Raw genomic sequence first — 20,183 nt, 5'->3', positions numbered from 1 at the left:
GCCCGCACGAGTAACGTATGGAGTTGAAATGGGCGTTTTTTCCATGTTTCGCCGGAAAGCCAAGGACAGTGACGCGGCGCAGGCCGCCGAGGCGCAGACCGCCGCGGTGACCGACGAACCGGAGACGGACGGCGACGGGGACGAGGAGGGCGCGGAGGGCGCCGCGTCCCTGTCCGAGGCCGCCGAGGGCGAGCAGAAGGCCGTGGAGGCCCCGGACGAGGGTGCGGGCGACACGGCCGCGCCGGAGAACGTGGACATCCCGCAGCAGCAGTCCGCGGAGCAGGCCGCCGACAGCGAGGCGGCAGGCGAGAGCGCCCGCAAGTAGCCTCCGCGAGGAAAGGTGCATCCATGAGCTTCCTGAACACCCTGCGAGACAAGCTCGCCCCCGCCAAGGACAAGGTCTCCGCGCTCGCGCAGCAGCACGGGGACAAGATCGACCAGGGCCTGGACAAGGCCGCCAAGGCGGTCGACGACAGGACCAAGGGCAAGTACAGCGACAAGATCCAGCAGGGGACGAGCAAGGCGAAGGACGCTCTGGACCGGCTTTCCGCGCCGGACGGCAAGGACGGCGGCACCCCGCCCTCTCCCCCGACGGCGTCCTGACGCCGCCTCCTTCTGTCACCCGCACGGCGACGGCCGCGAAGCCCCGGGGAGCTTCGCGGCCGTCGCCGTGCGCATTGCGCGTTACGTCCAGGAGGCCACGAAGTAGCCCACGCCGTAGGGCGCGTCCTCGTACAGGAGGCGGCTCGTGCCCTTGTCGTCGTCGTGGGAGGCCGCCCAGGCGGCGGAGAGCATCTGCCAGGGCGCGCGCCCGGAGATCTTCAGCTCGGCGGCGAGACCGGCGTCGAGCCGCGCCAGATAGCCGTCCCGGTCGCAGGTGCGCAGGGCCTCGGCGATCAGGGCGTCCACGCCCTCGGCCCGCTCATCGAGGTAGCCCGGGGCCTTCACCGTGCGGCAGGCGGTGCCGTCGCCCATGACGAGGAAGCCGACGCGCTCCCTGCCGGTGCGGCCCTCTCCGAGCCGCCAGGCGCCGTCCGCGCCGGCGAACGCCGCTTGCCCGGCGGCCACTTCACAGCCACGGACCTCGCCGTCCCACCCCGCGCGCGTGAGGAGCCACGCGCCGACGGAGAGGGAGGGCGGGAGCGCGGCACCGGCGGACGCATCGGGCGCTCCGAGGCTCACGTCGACGTCAACGCCGAAGGGGCGGAAGGAGCCCCGGGCGCCCGGCCGGTGGACGCCGGGGCGCGGCCCCTCGCCGATCACCCACACCAGGTCGGGATCGGCCGCGAGCACGGCGCCGATCGCCTCGTCGCACGCCGCGCGCGCCGCGTCCAACTCGGGGGCGGCGCCCGCAGCGACCTCCGGCACGAGCAAGGGCGGGCAGGGGCACACGGCTGCGGCGACAAGCATGATCAGCAGCTTACTGGCCGGGCGGCCGCGTGCGCCGCGCCCCGCGCTCAGTCGATCGCGCAGCCCCCGGTGACCGCGGGGAGCGGCTCGGGGACGCCGATCTTGGGCAGGCCGAGCAGGACGCCCTGCTTCTTGTCCTGCTGCTCCTTGGTGCGGCGCTCCCAGGCGTCGCCCGCGCGCGTGGGACGCACGTTCAGGACGGGGCCCTCGGCGAGCAGGTGGTGCGGGGCGGCGTAGGTGATCTCCACGGTGACCACGTCACCGGGGCGGACCTCGGCGTCGGGCTTGGTGAAGTGGACCAGGCGGTTGTCGGGGGCACGCCCTGAGAGGCGGTGCGTGGTGCCGTCCTTGCGGCCCTCGCCCTCGGCGACCATCAGCTCCAGGACGCGGCCGACCTGCTTCTTGTTCTCCTCCCAGGAGATCTCCTCCTGGAGGGCGACCAGACGCTCGTAGCGCGACTGCACGACCTCCTTGGGGATCTGCCCCTCCATGGTCGCGGCCGGGGTTCCGGGGCGCTTGGAGTACTGGAAGGTGAAGGCGTTGGCGAAGCGGGCCTCGCGCACGACGTGCATGGTCTGCTCGAAGTCCTCCTCGGTCTCGCCGGGGAAGCCCACGATGATGTCGGTCGAGATCGCCGCGTGCGGCATGGCGGCGCGGACCTTCTCGATGATGCCGAGGAAGCGCTCCTGGCGGTACGAGCGGCGCATCGCCTTCAGGACCGTGTCCGAGCCGGACTGGAGCGGCATGTGGAGCTGCGGCATCACGTTCGGCGTCTCGGCCATGGCGGCGATCACGTCGTCGGTGAAGTCGCGCGGGTGCGGGGAGGTGAAGCGCACGCGCTCCAGGCCCTCGATCGTGCCGCAGGCGCGCAGCAGCTTGCTGAACGCCTCGCGGTCGCCGATGTCGCTGCCGTACGCGTTGACGTTCTGGCCGAGCAGGGTGATCTCGCTGACGCCCTCGGCGACCAGGGCCTCGATCTCGGCGAGGATGTCGCCGGTCCTGCGGTCCTTCTCCTTGCCGCGCAGGGCGGGGACGATGCAGAAGGTGCAGGTGTTGTTGCAGCCGACGGAGATCGACACCCAGGCCGCGTACGCGCTCTCGCGGCGGGTCGGCAGCGTGGAGGGGAACGCCTCCAGGGACTCGGCAATCTCGACCTGCGCCTCCTCCTGGACGCGGGCGCGCTCCAGGAGGACGGGGAGCTTGCCGATGTTGTGCGTGCCGAAGACGACGTCCACCCAGGGCGCCTTCTTCACGATGGTGTCGCGGTCCTTCTGCGCGAGGCAGCCGCCGACCGCGATCTGCATCCCCGGGCGCTGGGTCTTCCTGGGGGCGAGGCGGCCGAGGTTGCCGTAGAGCTTGTTGTCGGCGTTCTCGCGGACCGCGCACGTGTTGAAGACCACCACGTCGGCGTCGCCGTCGGAGCCCTCGGGGGCGCGGACGTAGCCCGCGTCCTCGAGGAGGCCGGACAAGCGCTCGGAGTCGTGGACGTTCATCTGGCACCCGTAGGTGCGTACCTCGTATGTCTTGGGGGCTTCGGTGGGACGGCCGTCCACGGCCGGACGCGGGTCGCTGCTGCTCATGGCAACAAGGGTATGGGGTGCGCGGAGCCGTTCCCGCCCGAGCCCTCGGCCGCCGCCCGCCGGGCCTGGTCAGCCCCGGGCCGACCTGGCAGGATCGCGCCATGCCGCCCTCGCTGACCCGCGTCACGCGCCGCCACGCCCTCCTGGGCGCCGCGGCGGGGATCGTGGTGTCCGCGCTGCTCCTGTGGTGGCTGCTGCCGCTCCGCGAACCGGGGCAGAGCGGACACGTCACCATCAGCACCGGGGCCCGTACCGGCGTCTACGAGCGGTACGGCAACCTGCTCAAGACGGCGCTCCACCGCGACCTGCCCCGGCTGGACGTGAGCCTGACCGGCAGCGAGGGCTCCTGGGACAACGTGGAGCGGGTGGCCACCGGCAAGGCCGACTTCACCATCGCCGCCGCCGACGCGGTCGCCAAGTACCAGTTCGAGGACCGGCCGGGCGCGCTGCGGCTGCGCGGCTGCGCGCGCCTCTACGACGACTACATGCAGCTCGTCGTGGCGCGCTCGTCGCCCGTGAAGCACGTCGCCGACCTGCGCGGGCTGCGGGTCGCCGTGGGCGGGGACCGGTCCGGGGTGCGTTTGATCGCCGACAAGGTGCTGCGGGCGGCGGGGCTGGACATCAACCGGGACATCACCCCCGTCGGCATCGGCATAGACGCCATGCCCAAAGCGCTCAAGTCGGGGCAGATCGATGCGTTCTTCTGGTCCGGCGGCCTGCCCACCAACCACGTCAACGTCCTGTCGCACGAGTTCCCGGTCCGCCTCGTCGAGATGGGCAGCCTCGTCAAGGCGCTGCACAGACAGGGCGAGTCGTCGCGCTACTACCGGGCCGCCGTGATGCCCGCCGACGCCTACCCGGCCGCGCAGCGCGGCGAGGCCGTCACCACGCTGGCCGTCGCGAACCTGCTGGTGACCACCGACCGGACCAGCCCCGAGCTGACGGAGGCGGTGACGCGCACGGTCATCGACAGCCGCGACCACATCGGCACCGAGGTGCACGCGGCGCAGCTCGTCGACCTCAGGACGGCCGTCTACACGGACCCGCTCTCGCTGCACGAGGGCGCGCGCCGCTACTACCGCTCGGTCAAGCCCTGACGCCCAGGCGCCTCAGCGCGGTGGCGCCGTCCGCGGCACCCGCACCGTCACCTTCAGCCCGTGCGGCTCGCGGGGCGCGAACGCGATCGAGCCGCCGCCCGCCGTGAGCAGCGCCCGGGAGATGGACAGGCCGAGCCCGGACCCCTTGACGTTCTGGTGCCGTCCGCTGCGCCAGAACCGGTCGCCGATCCGCGCCAGTTCCTCCTCGCGCAGGCCGGGGCCGCCGTCGGCGACCTCGACGGCGGTCGTCTCGCCGTTCGCCGCGACCGTGACGGTGACCGTCTCGCCCGCGGGTGTGAACTTCAGGGCGTTGTCGACCACCGCGTCCAGGGCACTGGACAGCGCGATCGGGTCGGCCCAGCCGGTCACCGCGGGGCACTCGGCGACCAGGCGCACCCCCTTCTCGTCGGCGGCCGGGCGCCAGGCGTCGACGCGCTCGGCGGCCAGTTCGCCGATGTCGGTCACCCGCAGGTCGGCGGCGGCGTGCTCGGCCAGGGCCAGGTCGAGCAGGTCGTCGAGGACCCGGGCCAGGCGCTTGCCCTCGGCCCGTACGGACGCGATCTCCTCGTTTCCCTCCGGCAGTTCGTAGGACAGGACGTCGATGCGCAGCAGCAGGGCGGCCAGCGGGTTGCGCAGTTGGTGCGAGGCGTCGGCGACGAAGGCGCGCTGCTGTTCGAGCACATCCTCGACGTTGTCCGCCATCTCGTTGAACGAACGGGCCAGGCGGCGGAGTTCCGGCGGGCCGCCGGTCGCCGCGACCCGTGACTTCAGCCGGCCCGTGGCGATGTCATGGGTGGTGGCGTCCAGGATCCGTACGGGGCGCAGGACCCACCCGGTCAGGCGCAGGGCCGCGCCCACCGCGAGGAGCATGGCGGCGAACTCGCCCGCCGCGATGATCAGCCAGCCGCGCAGCGTCGCGGAGCGCATGGCGCCGGTCGGCGAGTCGGTGACCACGACCGCGACCACGTCACCGTCGCGGATGACGGGCGAGGCGACGACGACGCGCCCCCGCTGCCAGGGCCACACCTGCGGCGGGTCGTGGCTGCCGCGCGAGTACAGCGCCTCGTCGAACGCGGCGCGCACCTGGCCCGACCGGGGCACGCGGAAGTCGAGGGGCGCCCGGCCCATCGGCTTGCGGTCGCGGTAGAAGACGCCGGCCCTTATCCCGTAGACGTCGTGGTAGCGGGCTATCTCCTTCTGGAGCGTCTGCCGGCGCTCGTCCGCCCCGAACCCCTCACCCGTCCCGTCCGCCCGGTCCTCGTCGGGGCGGGTGGTGACGAACTGCGCGAGCGAGGCGAAGCGGGCCGTGTCGTCGATGCGGTCGACGACGACCTTCTGCTGCTGCGCGGAGGCCACGCTCACCGCGAGCGGGAAGCCGAGCGCGAGCAGGACGCCCGCCATGAGGACGATGAGCAGCGGAAGCAGACGGGCGCGCACCCGGGAACTCTACGGCTGCCGCTACGCGGCCGGCGCGACGAGCCGGTACCCGACGCCGCGCACGGTCTCGATGAGGGCGGGCATGCGCAGTTTGGAGCGGAGCGAGGCGACATGCACCTCCAGGGTGCGCCCCGTCCCCTCCCAACTCGTGCGCCACACCTCGCTGATGATCTGCTCCCGCCGGAAGACCACGCCCGGCCGCTGCGCGAGCAGGGCGAGCAGGTCGAACTCCTTGCGGGTGAGCTGGACGACCGTCCCCTCCACCGTCACCTGCCGGGTGGGCAGCTCGATGTGGACACCGCCGAGGCGCAGCCCGGTCCCGGCGGCGGGCGCGCTCTCCCCGGCCGCGCTGCGCCGGCTCACCGCGTGGATACGGGCGAGGAGTTCACCGGTGTCGTAGGGCTTCACCACGTAGTCGTCGGCGCCCAGATTGAGCCCGTGGATGCGCGAGCGCACGTCCGCGCGCGCGGTCACCATGATGACGGGGGTGGTGGTGCGCTTGCGGATCTTGCCGCAGACCTCGTAGCCGTCCTGGTCGGGCAGGCCGAGATCGAGCAGGACCACCCCGAAGGCGTCGGGTTCGGGGACGAGGGCCTGCAGCGCCTCCTCGCCGTTGCGGGCGTGGCGGACCGCGAAGCCGTGCCGGGACAGGACGGCGGACAGGGCCGCGGCCACATGGTCGTCGTCCTCGACGAGCAGCAGTTTCATTCCGGCCCCCTCCCGTGCCCCGGTCGCTTCCCGGCCTTCCCGGGTTCACCAGGGCATCCACGCCGATCCACGCGGACGCCGTCAAGGGGTTGCCGGTCCCGGACGGACTCCGTTATCCAGCCGGTACGCGGGCCCGCGTCCCCTTCACCCATAGTGTCCGCTTGCGGCCGGATCGTTATGCTCAATTTCCCCTCAGATGTAATGACGCTGGTCGCATGGCGTTTTACTGTCCTCCCAACCGAGGAGGATGGAGCAAGACCCCGATGACCGAAGTTTCGGTGACCAAGGACGCCACTCCCCCTGCGGGCGACGCGCTGGTCGCGCTGCGCGAAGTGAACAAGCACTTCGGAGCGTTGCACGTGCTCCAGGACATCGACCTGACCGTCGCGCGAGGTGAGGTCGTCGTCGTCATCGGCCCGTCGGGTTCCGGCAAGTCGACGCTGTGCCGCACGATCAACCGCCTGGAGACCGTGGACTCCGGCGCCATCACGATCGACGGCAAGCCGCTGCCCCAGGAGGGCAAGGAACTGGCCAGGCTCCGCGCGGACGTGGGCATGGTGTTCCAGTCCTTCAACCTCTTCGCGCACAAGACGGTGCTCGAGAACGTGACGCTCGGCCAGATCAAGGTCCGCAAGACGGACAAGAAGACGGCCGAGGAGAAGGCCCGGGCCCTTCTGGACCGGGTCGGTGTCGGCGCGCAGGCGGACAAGTACCCCGCGCAGCTCTCCGGCGGTCAGCAGCAGCGCGTCGCCATCGCGCGGGCGCTCGCGATGGACCCGAAGGTGATGCTCTTCGACGAGCCGACCTCGGCGCTCGACCCGGAGATGATCAACGAGGTCCTCGAGGTGATGCAGCAGCTCGCCCGGGACGGCATGACGATGGTGGTGGTCACGCACGAGATGGGCTTCGCCCGCTCGGCCGCCAACCGCGTCGTCTTCATGGCGGACGGCCGGATCGTCGAGGAGTCGGCCCCCGACCAGTTCTTCAGCAACCCGCGCAGCGATCGGGCCAAGGACTTCCTGTCGAAGATCCTGCACCACTAGCTCTCCTGGATCCCTGCCGAATCTGCCGACATTAAGGATGTTCACCATGAAGCTCCGCAAATCCGCCGCGGTGGCGACCTTGGCCGTGCTCGCCCTGACCGCGACCGCCTGTGGCGGCGAGTCCGGCAACGCCGGCGACAAGCCCGCCGGCACCACCGGCGGCAAGAACCAGCCGAAGCTGCCCACCTACCAGGTCGCCTCGGACGTCAAGGTCGACTCGGACGCCCTGAAGAAGGCGCAGAAGGCCGGCAAGATCGTCATCGGCGCCAAGAACGACCAGCCCTACCTCGGCTTCGAGGACACGGACGGCAAGCGGTCCGGCTTCGACATCGAGATCGCCAAGATGGTCGCGGCCGACCTCGGCTTCAAGCCGTCCCAGATCGAGTTCAAGACGGTCGACTCCAACGTCCGCGAGACCACGATCTCCAAGGGCGAGGTCGACCTCTACGTCGGCACGTACACGATCAACGACGAGCGCAAGAAGCAGGTCGGCTTCGCGGGCCCGTACTTCCTGGCCGGCGCGGACCTGCTCGTGCGCAAGGACGAGAAGGGCATCACCGGCCCCGACTCGCTCAAGGGCAAGACGGTCTGCTCCATCAAGGGCTCGACCCCGCTCCAGGAGATCAAGAAGCCCAAGTACGGCGCGAAGACGATCGAGCTGTCCAAGTACTCCGAGTGCGTGCAGCAGCTGCTGAACAACGAGGTCGACGCCGTCACCACCGACGACGCCATCCTCAAGGGCTACGCGGCCCAGCGCCCGGAGAAGCTGAAGGTCGTCGGCAAGCCCTTCACCAAGGAGCCGTACGGCATCGGCATGAACAAGAACGACAAGGCGCTGCGCGACGCCGTCAACAACGCGATCGAGGCGCACGAGAAGAACGGCGACTACAAGAAGGCGTACGACGCGACGCTCGGCCTGTCCGGCTCCTCGTACACCGAGCCGCCGGCGCTGGAGCGCTACTGATCCAGCGGGCCTGAGGGGCCCGTTCCCGCGGCGGGCGCATCCATCGGGTGCGCCCGCGGCGCGGCCCCCTGTCGTCCGCCGCTCCGCCGCGAGCCGCCCCGACGCCCGTTCGCTGTCGCCCGTCCGCCGCCGCCCACGAGGACTTCCCCGTGAACGTATTGCTCGACTATCTCCCGGAGTTCCGCGAGGGGTTCATAGGCACCGTCCTGCTGACCCTGGCCAGCGGACTCCTGGCGATGGTCCTCGGCGTGATCATCGCCGGTTTCCGTGTCTCCCCCGTCCCGCCCCTGCGCCTGTTCGGCACCGCCTGGGTCACGCTCTTCCGCAACACGCCCCTGACGCTGCTCTTCCTGGTCGTCTGGTTCGTCATCCCGGTCATCTTCCTGCCGGGCCTGAACCCGTGGACCAAGGCGCTGCTCGCCCTCGGCTGCTACACCTCGGCGTTCGTCTGCGAAGCCGTCCGCTCCGGCATCAACACGGTGCCGCTCGGCCAGGCCGAGGCCGCGCGCTCGATCGGCATGACCTTCTCGCAGACCCTGCGCATGATCATCCTGCCGCAGGCCACGCGGACCGTCCTGCCGCCGCTCAGCTCGATCTTCATCGCGCTGACCAAGAACTCGGCCATCGCGGGCGCCTTCAGCGTCGCCGAACTCTTCGGCGTACAGAAGCTGTTGAGCGACAAGGGCTACGCGATCGGCTGGATCTTCCTGTGGGTGGCCCTCGGCTACCTGATCATCACCTTCGCCATCAGCGGTCTCTTCCGGCTGCTCGAGCGCCGCATGGGGGTCGCACGATGAGTGGTTCGAGCGTCCTGTACGACGCACCCGGCCCCAAGGCCAGGGTGCGCAACCGGATCTACACGATCATCGGCTCCCTCGCGGTGCTCGGCCTGATCGCGTTCACCCTGTACCGGATGAACGTCACGGGCCAGCTCGAGCCCGAGGTCTGGAACATCTTCAACAACGCGGGTGTCCGCACCAACATCCGCGACGGTGTCATCACCACCCTGAAGGTCTTCGCCGTCGCCGGCGTGCTCTCCCTGGTGCTCGGCCTGCTCCTCGCGGTGGCCCGGCTCTCCGACCACAAGGCGATCAGCTGGTTCGCCACCGGCTTCATCGAGCTGTTCCGCGCGATCCCGCTGCTGATCACCATCTACGCCCTGTGGGTGCTCTTCCTCACCTACAAGGAGAACCTCGGGGTCGTCGGCGACAACTCCGCCTTCTGGGCCCTCGTCATCGGCCTGACCGTCTACAACGGCTGCGTCCAGGCGGAGGTCATCCGGGCGGGCGTCAACGCCGTGCCGCGCGGCCAGGTCGAGGCGGCGTACGCACTGGGTCTGCGCAAGTCCCAGGTGATGACGATGCTGCAGTTGCCGCAGGCCGTCCGCGCGATGCTGCCGACGATGATCAGCCAGCTCGTGGTGACCCTGAAGGACACCTCGCTCGGTTACATCATCACGTACGACGAGCTGCTCTTCGCGGCCCGCACGATGGCCAACAACATCATCGTCAACGGCGAGAACCCGATCACGGCCGTCGTCATCGTCGTCGGCGCGATCTACATCGCCATGTGCCTGGCCCTTTCGGGGCTCGCCACGTGGATCGAGCGGCGGGGGCGGCGCTCCACCAAGAAGGGCGTGGCCGTGGCCCCGGCCGGCGAACCGGTCGTGGAGATGGCCGAGATCGAGCAGGTGCTCGGCAAGGGCGGTGCGGGCGGCACGTGACCGAGGTGACGGTCGTTCATGGACCGTTCCGGTGTCTGGGAGGCAGTGGCATGATCGCCACTGCCTCCGTCACTTGACGCAAGCACCGGCAATGGGTTGCATACGCTCTGTGAACGTGCACCCCGCTCCAACTGCCCCTTCTTGTACGTCCAGTACGCCGCCCGCCCCGCGCGGGACGCTCTCCGGCGGACTTCCCGGGGCGGGAGGGGCCGCGCCGTGGATCCGGTGATCGTCGTCGGCGCGGGCCCCGTCGGGCTCACGCTGTCGCTCGCCCTCGCCCGCCACGGCGTCCCGTCCGTGGTGCTCGACGAGGGCCCCGGCAAGGACGAACCGCGCCCCGCCCGTACGGTCGTGCTCCGCGAGGACACCGCCGCGCTGGCCGGGCGGCTCGCGGGCACGCCGTTCGACAAGGCCGGCTCCCGGTGGACGGGCTGGCGCTCCATGCGCCGCAAGCAGGAGATGCGGACGATCACCTTCGGTGAGGAGCCCGACGAGGCGCCCGGACAGGGGCTCGCGGCCCCGCTCCACATCGCCCAGCACGAACTGACCGGGGCGCTGCGCGCCGCCGTCGCCCGCGAACGGCTCGTCAAGGTCGCCGTCGACAGCCGCCTCGACGCGATCGAGCAGGAGCGCGCCGGAATCACCGCGCACACCCGCGGCCCCAACGGCACATGGTGGCGCGGCAGTTACCTCGTCGGCTGCGACGGACCCCGCTCCACGGTCCGCAAGCTCCTCGACATCCGCTTCCCCGGCCGCACCGCCGTCGAACGGTACGCGGTCGCCGCCCTGCGCACGGAACTTCCATGGCCCGGTGAGGCGTTGCTCCATCGGAGCCCTCCGTGGCGGACCTCGGGTCCGGCGGGCCCGGAGATCGTCGGCCGCCCCCTCGCCGACGGCGTCTGGCGCCTGGACTGGCTGCTGCCGCCCCGCAGCGACCTCGTCACCCCGGACGTCCTCGTGGCGCGCATCCGCGAGACCCTCGCGGGCTGGTGCGGGGGCTCCACCCCGCCCTACGAACTGCTCGACACCGGCGTCCACACCGTCCACCACCGCCTCGCCCGCCGCTGGCGCGTGGGCCGCGCCTTCGTCGCCGGGGATGCCGCGCACCTCCTCGGCGCGCTCGGCACCCAGGGCCTGGACGAGGGGCTGCGCGACGCCGACAACCTCGCCTGGAAACTGGCCCTGACCTGGCACGACGGACCGCACCCCATCTCCCCCGCGCTCCTCGACAGCTACCAGGCCGAGCGCCGCGGCGTCGTCGCAGCCCGGCTGCGCGCCGCCGACCAGGCCCTGCCGATACTCCGCGGCGGCAAGGGCCCCAAGAGCCTGCGCTCCTACGTGCCCGTGGGCGCCCGGGGCCACGACGCCCTGCTCACCGACGGTCACCTGGGCCTCGGCCCCCTCGGCGCGCCCGGCGCGTACACCGACTCGCCGCTCGCCCCACCGGCCTCCGCCTCCCGGACCCCGGTCGGCACGGAGCCCGGCGCGCCGGTCGCCGACGTCCGGGTGACCGCGCCGGACGGCACCTTCGTCCAGCTCCGGGACCGCCTCGGCCTCGGGCACCTGCTCGTCGTCCTCGTCGCCCCCGGCACCGGTGTGTGGGAGCGCAAGCACTGGATGTCGGCGGGCCTCATGCCCCGCCTCTCCGCGGCCATCGCCGCGCTGCCGCACGAGGCGGAGCTGCTTGTCGCGGAGAGCTACCCGGACGCGCCCGCCCACACGGTGCTCCTCGTCCGGCCCGACGGTCATCTCGTCACCGCGCTGTCGGGGGTGCGCCCGGCGGAGCTGTACGAGGCGGCGCAGACCGCGCTCGGGGGGCCGGTGGAGGAGACCGAGGGAGAGCCGGTGGAGACGGGGGCCCGTTCTTCGTAAGTACGGGGTGCACGGCCGGGGCGTTTCTTGAGCGCCCCTGAGACCGTTGTGGCGTCCTTCTTGAGCGGCTCTGCAGCCTTGCTGACGGCTTTCTGGAGCCGCTCCCGACCTCGGTTGACCCGGCCCCGCCACCATGGTGTACTCCGGAGCGTGACGATCGACACCGATGTACGCCTGTGGCGGCGAGTCCATATGGACCTCGTCCGCTACGCGGGCTGCGTGTGTCGCCCGTCCTGCTGATTCGCCGATCACTGCTTCTTTCCGCGTGCCGGTGGCACGCGTCCTTCGCGAACCTCAGGACGGTACTCATGTCGTTTCCCACCACGCCCACGTCTTCTTCCGCGCCTTCGTCGGTGCCTTCCGCGCCTTCGTCGGCGTCTTCCGGCGCCGCGCCCGAAGTGGCCGCGCCCAACCAGGCCGACCTCCTCGCCTTCGTCCGCCGGGTCGCCGCCGACCGCGACCTCATCGCCTCCCTGCCGCTCGACCCGGAGGGCCGTACCTGGGTGCGGCTCGAAGGACCCGGCGGCAGCGAGGCCTGGCTCATCGGCTGGCCGCCCGGCACCGGCACGGGCTGGCACGACCACGCCGAGTCCGTCGGCGCCTTCCTCACCGCGTCGGGCGAGCTGAAGGAGAACTCCCTGGCCGTGCGGCTGCCCGCCGACGGCTGGAAGACCCTGGAGCTCGACGAAGGGTACGACAGGGAACGCCGGCTGACGGCCGGTCAGGGCCGCGCCTTCGGCCGCCACCATGTGCACGAGGTGCTGAACGAGTCCCGCACCGAGCACGCCGTCTCGGTCCACGCCTACTATCCGCCGCTCCCGCAGATCCGCCGCTTCAGCCGCACCGGCCCGGTGCTGCGCCTGGAGTCGGTCGAGCGCCCGCAGGACTGGCAGTGAGCGCGGCGGGCCGGCGCCCGGTCGGCATCGACGACCTCGTCGAACAGGTCCGGTCCCGGCTCGACCGGGTCGAGGCGCGGGACGCCTTCGAGGCGGCCTCCCGCGACGAGGCGCTCCTCGTCGACATCCGGTACGAGGCGCTGCGCCGGCGCGACGGGCTCATCCCCGGCGCGCTGGTCATCGAGCGCAACGAGCTGGAGTGGCGCCTCGACCCGCACGGCAGCCACCGGGCACCCGAGGCCACCGACCACGACCTGCGCGTGATCGTCATCTGCAACGAGGGCTACGCCTCCACCCTCGCGGCCGCCTCCCTCCACCAACTGGGCCTCCACCGGGCAACGGACCTGATCGGCGGCTTCCAGGCGTGGCACACAGCGGGCCTACCAGTTCTGCCACCGGGTGGCTCGGGGTGAGGGGGGCCCAGCACTGTTGAGCGGCCGGGGTCGCAACTGACTGAGGCGGCCGGGTCGCTGCTCAGGCGGCGGCTTGAAGGGGGAGCGCGCTGAAGGGGGCGGCCCGGCTGCGCAGTGCGGGGCGCTGAAGAGTGCTGCGGGCTGATTGGCGCGGCAGGACTGCGGGGCGCCGAGTGGAGCCGCAGGGCTGAAGAGCCCCAGGGGCCGAATGGCGCCGGGCGCTGGGAGATCGGGGGCTGAGTGGCGCGGCGAAGCCGAAGGGTGTGGGGGCGCTGCAGAGCGCCGGGGCCGAGAGGGGCGGCGAAGCTGAAGGGCGCGGGGCGCTGCGGAGCGCCGGGGTCGAGTGGCGCGCGGCGCTGGAGAGTGCGGGGCGCTCAAGGGCCGGGGGCGCTGGGCGCTGGCGCCCCTTAGTCCTCGAAGCCCAGGTCCTCCGTGTTCTCCCCCTCTTCCTCCAGCGCCTGGCGCACCACTCTCAGCGCCATGCCCTCGCCGTACCCCTTGCGGGCCAGCATTCCCGCGAGCCGGCGGAGCCGCTTGTCGCGGTCGAGGCCGCGGGTGGAGCGGAGCTTGCGAGCGACGAGTTCGCGGGCCGTCTCCTCCTCGCGCTCCGCGTCGAGCTGACCGACCGCCTCGTCGATCACCGTGGAGTCCACCCCCTTGGTGCGCAGCTCGCGGGCGAGCGCCCGGCGGGCCAGGCCCCGGCCGTGGTGGCGGGACTCCACCCAGGCGTCCGCGAAGGCGCTGTCGTTGATCAGTCCGACCTCCTCGAACCGGGACAGCACCTCCTGCGCCACCTCGTCCGGGATGTCCCGCTTGCGCAGCGCGTCGGCCAACTGCTTGCGCGTGCGCGGGGTCCCGGTGAGCAGGCGGAGACAGATGTTCCGCGCCCGCTCAGCCGGGTCCCCTGACGGTTCCCCCCGCCCGGCCCTCGACGGGTCGGGAGGGCCGTCGTCCTGTGCGGCGCCGGACGGATCCCCGAACCCGCTCCGCCGCCGGCGTCCGCGGGGCCCGGCCCCGCCGCGCGAACGCCCTCCTCCGCGCGGCGCCCCGTCAACCGCGTCGCCCCCCGTCCCGGCTCCGTACCCGTCCTCGCCGTACGCGGCGTCGCCCCCGCGCCCCCGGTCCTGGGGGACGGCGGGACGGGCGTCGTACTCGGCCCAGTCGGTTCGTCGTGTCACGGACTAGCTCTTGGCCGCCGTGGCCTTGGACTTGGCCGTCTTGGGCGCGGGCACCGACTTGGCGGCGTCCTCGGCCGGGGCGGCGGCCACCGCGTCGGCGGCGGGCTCGGCGGAGGGCTCCTCCGGGCGGACCCCGACGCCCAGCTTCTCCTTGATCTTCTTCTCGATCTCGTTGGCCAGGTCGGGGTTGTCCTTCAGGAAGTTGCGCGCGTTCTCCTTGCCCTGGCCGAGCTGGTCGCCCTCGTACGTGTACCAGGCGCCGGCCTTGCGGACGAAGCCGTGCTCCACGCCCATGTCGATCAGGCCGCCCTCGCGGGAGATGCCCTGCCCGTAGAGGATGTCGAACTCGGCCTGCTTGAAGGGCGGCGCGACCTTGTTCTTGACGACCTTGACGCGGGTGCGGTTGCCGACCGCGTCCGTGCCGTCCTTCAGGGTCTCGATGCGGCGGATGTCCATGCGCACCGAGGCGTAGAACTTCAGCGCCCGGCCACCGGTCGTGGTCTCCGGGGAGCCGAACATCACGCCGATCTTCTCGCGGAGCTGGTTGATGAAGATCGCGGTGGTCTTCGACTGGTTGAGCGCGCTGGTGATCTTGCGCAGGGCCTGACTCATCAGACGGGCCTGCAGACCCACGTGCGAGTCACCCATCTCGCCCTCGATCTCCGCGCGCGGCACGAGCGCGGCGACGGAGTCGATGACGATGAGGTCGAGGGCGCCGGAGCGGACCAGCATGTCGACGATCTCCAGAGCCTGCTCACCGTTGTCCGGCTGGGACAGGATCAGGTTGTCGATGTCGACGCCGAGCTTCTTGGCGTACTCGGGGTCGAGGGCGTGCTCGGCGTCCACGAAGGCCACCGCGCCGCCCGCCCGCTGGGCGTTGGCCACGGCGTGCAGGGTGAGGGTCGTCTTGCCGGAGGACTCCGGGCCGTACACCTCCACCACGCGGCCGCGGGGGATGCCGCCGACGCCGAGCGCGACGTCGAGGGCGGTCGAGCCGGTGGGGATGACCTCGATGGGCTCGTTCGGCCGCTCGCCCATGCGCATCACTGCGCCCTTGCCGAATTGCCGTTCAATCTGTGCGAGCGCGGCGTCGAGCGCCTTCTCGCGGTCGGTTCCTGCCATGGGTTCCACCCGGTTTGCTTGTGTCGATCGCTTCACGTCAAAGACGCTACTGCCTGCCACTGACAATCGGCCTCGACGCCCGTCCGCCTGTGGATAACTCGAGGCACACCCAGCATAAGAATGGATGTTCGATTTTCGTGTCAAGCGCACCACGCGGAGGGCGCGCCGCCCGCCCGGGAGCTGTCTAAGGCTCTTGCCGCTCCTCGGCGTCCGGCTCGTTCGGCCCCCGCAGGGCGCGCCGCGCACGGGCCAGCATCGAGGCCCCGGCGCGCCTGCGGTGCCCCTGCACGCGGGGGTCGTCGGTGACGTCGTACCGCTTCACGTACGCGCCGAGGAACGCCTGCAGCGTCGCGACGGCGGGGATCGCGATGAGCGCGCCCACGGCGCCGAGCAGCGCCGTGCCCGCGATGACGGACCCGAAGGCGACCGCGGGGTGGATGTCGACGGTCTTCGCGGTCAGCTTCGGCTGCAGCATGTAGTTCTCGAACTGCTGGTACACGACGACGAAGATGAAGACCCACAGCGTGTACCAGGGGTTCACGGTGAAGGCGATCAGCATCGGCAGCGCGCCCGCGAGGTAGGTGCCGATGGTCGGGATGAACTGCGAGACGAGTCCGACCCAGACGCCGAGCACCGGCGCGTACGGCACGCCGAGCGCCTGCAGCAGCACGTAGTGGGCGATCCCGGAGATCAGCGCCATGAGGCCGCGCGAGTACAGGTAGCCGCCCGTCTTGTCGACGGCGATCTCCCAGGCGCGCAGCACCTCGGCCTGGCGGGCGGGCGGCAGCACCGAGCACAGGGCGCGCCGCAACCGAGGCCCGTCGGCGGCGAAGTAGAACGAGAACAGGGTGACCGTCAGGAGCTGGAAGAGACCGCCGAGCACCTGCGCGGAGACGTCGAGGACACCGCTCGCGCTGTTCTGGACGTACTTCTGGAGCCAGTCCGAGTGCAGCAGGCTGTCCTGGACCTCGACGCGGTTGAGCTCCGTGTGGAACGTGGAGTTGACCCAGCGGATCACCTGGTCGAGATATTTCGGGAAGTCCTCGAACATGTCGACGATCTGGCCCGCGAGCATCGACCCCATCAGGACGACGAAGCCCGCCCCGGCGACCATCACGGCGAAGAAGACGAGGCCGGTGGCGAGGCCGCGGCGCAGGCCGCGCGCCGACATCCAGCTCACCGCGGGCTCCACGGCGAGCGCCAGGAAGAACGCGATCAGTACGTTGATCAGCAACCCGGTGACCTGGTGGAAGGCCCAGGTGCCGAGCCGGAAGCAGGCGATGAGGGCCAGGGCGAGCACCATGGCGCGGGGCAGCCAGCGCGGCATGCCCGCGCGCGGGAGCGGCGCCGGTCCCGGCGGTTGCTCGGGGGGCGTCGTGCCGGGCGGTGTCGCGTCGGCCGTCAGCGGGAGGGTCTCGTCAGTCGCTGCCACAGGGCCAGTCTCGCCCACCCCGCGGGCGATCGGTGACCGCCCCGGATTTCCGCACCGCGGATCAGCGCTTCTCGGCGGGCACGTCCATCGCCGCGCACACCACGCGCCAGACGTCCTTCGCCTCCCACCCCGCGTCGAGCGCCTCGTGCACGGTGCGCCCGCCGAGCCCCGTCATCACGTGGTCGCGCGCGAAGGTGTCGGCGTACCCGGGTCCGAAGTGATCCGCCATCCGCTGCCAAAAGACCGTCAACCGCATACGTCCAGTATCCCGCTCCTGAGAGTGGGGCCCGGCCGGTGCGGCATTCCGCGGGCACCGCCGCGCCCTACGGTCGACGCATGGCCGAAACCGGAGCTTCCCCACTCCCCTCATCGCCGTCGGCGCCCTCCCCGCTCTCCCGCGCCGCATCGTTCGTCTGGCTGACCGCGCGCGTCCTTGAGCAGCGCCGCTTCGTCTACCACTTCCTGGAGACCACACCTGTCGCGGCGGACGCCGTCGAGACCGCGCTGGCCGCCTACCGCACCGCGGACGACGGCTACGGCCACGCCCTCGAACCGGATCTGCGCGGCCCCGCCGGCCAGCCCCTGCACGCCGGGTACGCGCTGCGCGTCCTGGACGCGATCGGGCGGTGCGCGGGGCAGCGCGCGGAGCGGGTGTGCCGCTTCCTGACCACCGCCTCCACCCCGGAGGGCGCCCTTCCAGCGGTGCTTCCCAGCCAGCGCGGCTGTCCGCACGCCCCGTTCGTGCCGGTCGTGGACGACCCGCCGGGCGAACTGCTCGCCACGGGCCCGGTGGTGGGCCTGCTGCACCGCAACGAGGTGTGGCACGCCTGGCTCTTCCGGGCCACCGAGTTCTGCTGGGCGGCCGTCGACTCCCTGCAGCGGTCGCATCCGTACGAGGTCGAGGCGGCCGTCGCCTTCCTGGACGGGGTGCCGGACCGCTCACGCGCGCGTGCCACGGCCGACCGGCTCGGCCGCCTCGTCCGCGAGCAGCGCCTCGTGGTGCTCGATCCGGGCCGCAAGGACGACCACCCGGTCGCGCCCGGCTACGCGCCGGGTGAGTACCACTTCCCGTACGACTACGCGAAGGCGCCGGAGTCGCTGGCGCGCTCCTGGTTCACCGACGAGGAGATGGCCCGCGCGCTCGACCATCTGGAGAGCGAGCAGCAAGGGGACGGCGGCTGGCCGGTCACCTGGCGTCAGTGGGCGCCCGTCGCCGCCTCGGAGGCGCGCGCCATGGTGACGATCGAGGCGCTGCTCACCCTGCGCGCGTACGGACGCCCCTTGTAGTCACCCCGTGAGTGCGCGCACCCCTGCCGTGACGAGCACGGCGACGGCGACGACCACGAGGAACGGCGCGCGCAGCAGCAGCGCGACGGCCGCCGCGGCCACTCCGGCGGCCTTGGCGTCGAGGATGAGGACGCGTCCGTCCGCGAACGTCTGCTGCGCGGTGAGGGCGGCGAGCAGGGCGACGGGCAGCAAGGCGGCCAGCCGTTTGACGGCGGGCCTCTCCAGGGCGTCCGCGGGTACGAGGAGGCCGATCAGCTTGACGGCGTAGCAGCCCACGGCGGTGACGGCGACGGCGATCCAGATGTTCATCGGTCTCCTCCTTGCGCGGCGTCGCCGGTGGTCCCGCGGCGGCGCCCCTCCACGTACAGCACGAGCGGCGCGGCGAGCGCGGCCACCAGGACGGGCACTCCGGCGGGCAGGACGGGCAGCAGTCCGAGGCCGAGCACGACGGCGATCGCCGCCACGGCGCGCTCCCTGGCGTTCTTCACCATCGGCGCGAGGAGCGCCAGGAAGACGGCGGGGCCGGCCGCGTCGAGCCCCCAGGCGTCGGTGTCGCCGATGGCCTCGGCGCCGAGCGCGCCGAGCAGTGTGGTCAGGTTCCACAGGACGTACAGGGTCAGGCCGGTGACGGTGAAGCCCATGCGGACGCTGCGGCGCGTGGGCTGGGCGAGCGCGACGGCCGTCGTCTCGTCGATGACCCAGTGCGCCGCGAGGGGCCGCACCGCGCGCGGGAGGGCGAGCAACTGGGACAGGCGCAGCCCGTAGAACGTGTTGCGCACGCCGAGGAAGAAGGCGCCCGCGGCGGCGGTGAACGGGTTGCCGCCGCCCGCGAGCGCGCCGACTAGCGCGAACTGCGAGGCCCCGGTGAAGACGAAGAGGCTGAGCGCGCAGGTCTGCAGGACGCTGAGGCCGGCGCCCGCCGAGGTCACGCCGAAGGCGAAGCCGGACAGGCCGACGGCGACGCCGACGCCTAGCGCGTCCCGGACGACGGCCCCGTCGGACTTGGTCGCGGGGGCGGTGTGCCCGGGACGTGTCTCGTCCGGTGGGCGTATGTCTGTGGGTGTTGTCTGTTCTGCCACGCCCCGGACCTTACGAGGGGGACTCGTCAGCGGTCTTGTACGTTCTTGCGCTCGCGCTGGTACGCCCCCGGGGGCACTCCGACGATCCGGGTGAAGTGCCGGTTGAGGTGCGGCTGGTCGGTGAACCCGACGGCCACGGCGGCGTCGGCGGGCGACTCCCCCTTCTCGAGGAGCCGCCGTGCCACGCGCACGCGCGCGTTGGTGAGCCAGGCGTGCGGCGGCATCCCGTAGGCGTCGCGGAAGGCGCGCAGGAGCGCGAAGGGGCTGGTGCCGAGGTCCGCCGCGAGCGCCTCCAGGGACGGCGGGTCGGCGAGGCCCTCTTCGAGGACCTCACGCGCGCGTGCCGCCGCCGTCGCCCCGGCCGAACGGCGCGGCCGGGGCGTGGGCGTCCGGCCGTGGTCCCGTAGCAGCCTGGCGAGCACGATCCGCAGCAGGCTGTCGGCGGCCAGGGCATTGCCCTGCTCGGCGGCCCGGTGCACCTCGCGTATCAGCGCTGCCGCGCGCGGATCGGTGACCATGGTCTCGCCGAAGCTGACGGTCCCGCGCGCCGCCGTCGTCTCCGCCGCGATCTCGGCGACGACCTGTGCCGAGGGGTAGAGCGTGCAGTACGTCCATCCGTCGGGCCCGCCCGCACGCGCCGTGTGCGCGACCTCAGGGTTGATCATGACGACGGTGCCGGGACCGGCGCGCAGCGTCCGGTCGGGCATGCCGACCTCCTCGATCCCGCGGGTCACCGCGCCGAGGACGTACCCGTCGTGGCTGTGGCGCGGGAAGGTGTGCCGGAGGTAGCGGGCCCGCAGCAGGTCGAGCCCCGGCAGCCGCTCGTAGCGCCAGTGCCGTGCCCACTCGCCGTTCCCCGCCATCCCTCCATTCTGCGGCACGTCACCCCGATGAACCAGTCATTTCCGCAGGTCAAGGCAGTTGTCAGTGGTGGGGTGCAGG

23 protein-coding genes are annotated in these 20,183 nt (G+C 71.9%); 12 read left to right on the top strand and 11 right to left on the bottom strand.

Going from position 1 to position 20,183, the window contains the following annotated elements; translation table 11 throughout:
- The first annotated feature begins 43 nt into the window (after positions 1-43).
- Positions 44-325, top strand: coding sequence for a hypothetical protein (locus ABZ877_RS29510; protein ID WP_361077015.1), 282 nt, complete (start codon positions 44-46; stop codon positions 323-325).
- A 23-nt stretch (positions 326-348) separates the two neighbouring features.
- Entirely contained in the window at positions 349-603 is a 255-nt protein-coding gene (locus tag ABZ877_RS29505; RefSeq protein WP_361077012.1) for an antitoxin, read from the top strand.
- A gap of 81 nt (positions 604-684) precedes the next feature.
- On the opposite strand, the gene ABZ877_RS29500 is transcribed toward ABZ877_RS29505, so the two are convergent.
- Positions 685-1,410, bottom strand: a complete 726-nt coding sequence (locus tag ABZ877_RS29500) for a class III extradiol dioxygenase subunit B-like domain-containing protein (protein WP_361077009.1) — start codon at positions 1,408-1,410, stop codon at positions 685-687.
- A 47-nt stretch (positions 1,411-1,457) separates the two neighbouring features.
- On the bottom strand, positions 1,458-2,990 hold the full coding sequence (gene miaB, locus ABZ877_RS29495; RefSeq protein WP_361077007.1) for a tRNA (N6-isopentenyl adenosine(37)-C2)-methylthiotransferase MiaB: 1,533 nt from the start codon (positions 2,988-2,990) through the stop codon (positions 1,458-1,460).
- A gap of 101 nt (positions 2,991-3,091) precedes the next feature.
- Between miaB and ABZ877_RS29490 the strand changes: the two genes are divergently transcribed.
- Complete coding sequence (locus ABZ877_RS29490; RefSeq protein WP_361077004.1) at positions 3,092-4,087, top strand: TAXI family TRAP transporter solute-binding subunit; 996 nt, start codon at positions 3,092-3,094, stop codon at positions 4,085-4,087.
- Between the two features lie 12 nt (positions 4,088-4,099).
- On the opposite strand, the gene ABZ877_RS29485 is transcribed toward ABZ877_RS29490, so the two are convergent.
- Positions 4,100-5,524: a HAMP domain-containing sensor histidine kinase gene (locus tag ABZ877_RS29485; RefSeq protein WP_361077001.1), complete on the bottom strand. Its 1,425-nt coding sequence runs from the start codon at positions 5,522-5,524 to the stop codon at positions 4,100-4,102.
- A 21-nt stretch (positions 5,525-5,545) separates the two neighbouring features.
- Complete coding sequence (locus tag ABZ877_RS29480; RefSeq protein WP_361076998.1) at positions 5,546-6,232, bottom strand: response regulator transcription factor; 687 nt, start codon at positions 6,230-6,232, stop codon at positions 5,546-5,548.
- Positions 6,233-6,495: 263 nt separating this feature from the next.
- Between ABZ877_RS29480 and ABZ877_RS29475 the strand changes: the two genes are divergently transcribed.
- The 8 genes from ABZ877_RS29475 (at position 6,496) to ABZ877_RS29440 (ending at position 13,143) form a co-directional block, all read left to right on the top strand.
- Positions 6,496-7,275, top strand: a complete 780-nt coding sequence (locus ABZ877_RS29475) for an amino acid ABC transporter ATP-binding protein (protein ID WP_361076995.1) — start codon at positions 6,496-6,498, stop codon at positions 7,273-7,275.
- Positions 7,276-7,321: 46 nt separating this feature from the next.
- A complete protein-coding gene (locus ABZ877_RS29470; RefSeq protein ID WP_361076992.1) occupies positions 7,322-8,239 on the top strand; it encodes a glutamate ABC transporter substrate-binding protein in 918 nt (305 codons plus the stop codon).
- Between the two features lie 149 nt (positions 8,240-8,388).
- On the top strand, positions 8,389-9,036 hold the full coding sequence (locus tag ABZ877_RS29465) for an amino acid ABC transporter permease (protein WP_361076989.1): 648 nt from the start codon (positions 8,389-8,391) through the stop codon (positions 9,034-9,036).
- A complete protein-coding gene (locus tag ABZ877_RS29460; protein WP_361076986.1) occupies positions 9,033-9,962 on the top strand; it encodes an amino acid ABC transporter permease in 930 nt (309 codons plus the stop codon). The genes ABZ877_RS29465 and ABZ877_RS29460 overlap by 4 nt, the downstream gene beginning before the upstream one ends.
- 216 nt (positions 9,963-10,178) lie before the next feature.
- Positions 10,179-11,834, top strand: coding sequence for an FAD-dependent monooxygenase (locus ABZ877_RS29455; RefSeq protein ID WP_361076983.1), 1,656 nt, complete (start codon positions 10,179-10,181; stop codon positions 11,832-11,834).
- 48 nt (positions 11,835-11,882) lie between these two features.
- On the top strand, positions 11,883-12,074 hold the full coding sequence (locus ABZ877_RS29450; RefSeq protein ID WP_361077181.1) for a putative leader peptide: 192 nt from the start codon (positions 11,883-11,885) through the stop codon (positions 12,072-12,074).
- A 68-nt stretch (positions 12,075-12,142) separates the two neighbouring features.
- Positions 12,143-12,730 (top strand): cysteine dioxygenase, encoded by a 588-nt coding sequence (locus ABZ877_RS29445; RefSeq protein ID WP_361076980.1) that lies wholly within the window; start codon positions 12,143-12,145, stop codon positions 12,728-12,730.
- Positions 12,727-13,143, top strand: coding sequence for a rhodanese-like domain-containing protein (locus ABZ877_RS29440; RefSeq protein WP_361076977.1), 417 nt, complete (start codon positions 12,727-12,729; stop codon positions 13,141-13,143). Before ABZ877_RS29445 ends, ABZ877_RS29440 begins: the two co-directional genes overlap by 4 nt.
- A 407-nt stretch (positions 13,144-13,550) precedes the next feature.
- Here the strand turns inward: ABZ877_RS29440 and recX are convergent, their stop codons facing one another.
- The 4 genes from recX to ABZ877_RS29420 form a co-directional block, all read right to left on the bottom strand.
- Complete coding sequence (gene recX / locus ABZ877_RS29435) at positions 13,551-14,321, bottom strand: recombination regulator RecX (RefSeq protein WP_361076973.1); 771 nt, start codon at positions 14,319-14,321, stop codon at positions 13,551-13,553.
- Between the two features lie 3 nt (positions 14,322-14,324).
- Positions 14,325-15,443, bottom strand: coding sequence for a recombinase RecA (gene recA, locus ABZ877_RS29430; RefSeq protein ID WP_361076970.1), 1,119 nt, complete (start codon positions 15,441-15,443; stop codon positions 14,325-14,327).
- Between the two features lie 184 nt (positions 15,444-15,627).
- On the bottom strand, positions 15,628-16,875 hold the full coding sequence (locus ABZ877_RS29425; RefSeq protein WP_361076967.1) for an AI-2E family transporter: 1,248 nt from the start codon (positions 16,873-16,875) through the stop codon (positions 15,628-15,630).
- Between the two features lie 61 nt (positions 16,876-16,936).
- Positions 16,937-17,131, bottom strand: a complete 195-nt coding sequence (locus ABZ877_RS29420; protein WP_361076964.1) for a DUF3046 domain-containing protein — start codon at positions 17,129-17,131, stop codon at positions 16,937-16,939.
- Positions 17,132-17,211: 80 nt separating this feature from the next.
- Here ABZ877_RS29420 and ABZ877_RS29415 point away from each other — a divergent pair, with 80 nt between their 5' ends.
- Positions 17,212-18,162 carry a hypothetical protein gene (locus tag ABZ877_RS29415; RefSeq protein WP_361076961.1) on the top strand — a complete coding sequence of 317 codons (951 nt, stop codon included), beginning with the start codon at positions 17,212-17,214 and terminating at the stop codon, positions 18,160-18,162.
- Here the strand turns inward: ABZ877_RS29415 and ABZ877_RS29410 are convergent, their stop codons facing one another.
- Genes ABZ877_RS29410 through ABZ877_RS29400 form a run of 3 tightly spaced genes read right to left on the bottom strand, consistent with a single transcriptional unit; the run spans position 18,163 to position 20,104 of the window.
- Positions 18,163-18,471: an AzlD domain-containing protein gene (locus ABZ877_RS29410; RefSeq protein WP_361076958.1), complete on the bottom strand. Its 309-nt coding sequence runs from the start codon at positions 18,469-18,471 to the stop codon at positions 18,163-18,165.
- Complete coding sequence (locus tag ABZ877_RS29405) at positions 18,468-19,214, bottom strand: AzlC family ABC transporter permease (RefSeq protein ID WP_361077178.1); 747 nt, start codon at positions 19,212-19,214, stop codon at positions 18,468-18,470. Before ABZ877_RS29405 ends, ABZ877_RS29410 begins: the two co-directional genes overlap by 4 nt.
- A 53-nt stretch (positions 19,215-19,267) precedes the next feature.
- Positions 19,268-20,104, bottom strand: a complete 837-nt coding sequence (locus ABZ877_RS29400) for an AraC family transcriptional regulator (protein ID WP_361076955.1) — start codon at positions 20,102-20,104, stop codon at positions 19,268-19,270.
- Positions 20,105-20,183 lie beyond the last annotated feature (79 nt).

Source organism: Streptomyces sp. NPDC046939 (genome assembly GCF_040644575.1).
Classification (GTDB): Bacteria; Actinomycetota; Actinomycetes; order Streptomycetales; family Streptomycetaceae; genus Streptomyces.
Note: the sequence above shows the minus strand (reverse complement) of the source record. Positions and strands in the feature narration are given on the sequence as shown.

Coding starts and splice junctions, on each gene's coding strand:
- ABZ877_RS29460 (WP_361076986.1), top strand. CDS start 9,033: ATGAGTGGTTCGAGCGTCCTGTACGACGCACCCGGCCCCAAGGCCAGG.
- ABZ877_RS29410 (WP_361076958.1), bottom strand. CDS start 18,471: ATGAACATCTGGATCGCCGTCGCCGTCACCGCCGTGGGCTGCTACGCC.
- ABZ877_RS29415 (WP_361076961.1), top strand. CDS start 17,212: ATGGCCGAAACCGGAGCTTCCCCACTCCCCTCATCGCCGTCGGCGCCC.
- ABZ877_RS29505 (WP_361077012.1), top strand. CDS start 349: ATGAGCTTCCTGAACACCCTGCGAGACAAGCTCGCCCCCGCCAAGGAC.
- ABZ877_RS29510 (WP_361077015.1), top strand. CDS start 44: ATGTTTCGCCGGAAAGCCAAGGACAGTGACGCGGCGCAGGCCGCCGAG.
- ABZ877_RS29475 (WP_361076995.1), top strand. CDS start 6,496: ATGACCGAAGTTTCGGTGACCAAGGACGCCACTCCCCCTGCGGGCGAC.
- ABZ877_RS29420 (WP_361076964.1), bottom strand. CDS start 17,131: ATGCGGTTGACGGTCTTTTGGCAGCGGATGGCGGATCACTTCGGACCC.
- miaB (WP_361077007.1), bottom strand. CDS start 2,990: ATGAGCAGCAGCGACCCGCGTCCGGCCGTGGACGGCCGTCCCACCGAA.
- ABZ877_RS29400 (WP_361076955.1), bottom strand. CDS start 20,104: ATGGCGGGGAACGGCGAGTGGGCACGGCACTGGCGCTACGAGCGGCTG.
- ABZ877_RS29470 (WP_361076992.1), top strand. CDS start 7,322: ATGAAGCTCCGCAAATCCGCCGCGGTGGCGACCTTGGCCGTGCTCGCC.
- ABZ877_RS29445 (WP_361076980.1), top strand. CDS start 12,143: ATGTCGTTTCCCACCACGCCCACGTCTTCTTCCGCGCCTTCGTCGGTG.
- ABZ877_RS29480 (WP_361076998.1), bottom strand. CDS start 6,232: ATGAAACTGCTGCTCGTCGAGGACGACGACCATGTGGCCGCGGCCCTG.
- ABZ877_RS29490 (WP_361077004.1), top strand. CDS start 3,092: ATGCCGCCCTCGCTGACCCGCGTCACGCGCCGCCACGCCCTCCTGGGC.
- recA (WP_361076970.1), bottom strand. CDS start 15,443: ATGGCAGGAACCGACCGCGAGAAGGCGCTCGACGCCGCGCTCGCACAG.
- ABZ877_RS29500 (WP_361077009.1), bottom strand. CDS start 1,410: ATGCTTGTCGCCGCAGCCGTGTGCCCCTGCCCGCCCTTGCTCGTGCCG.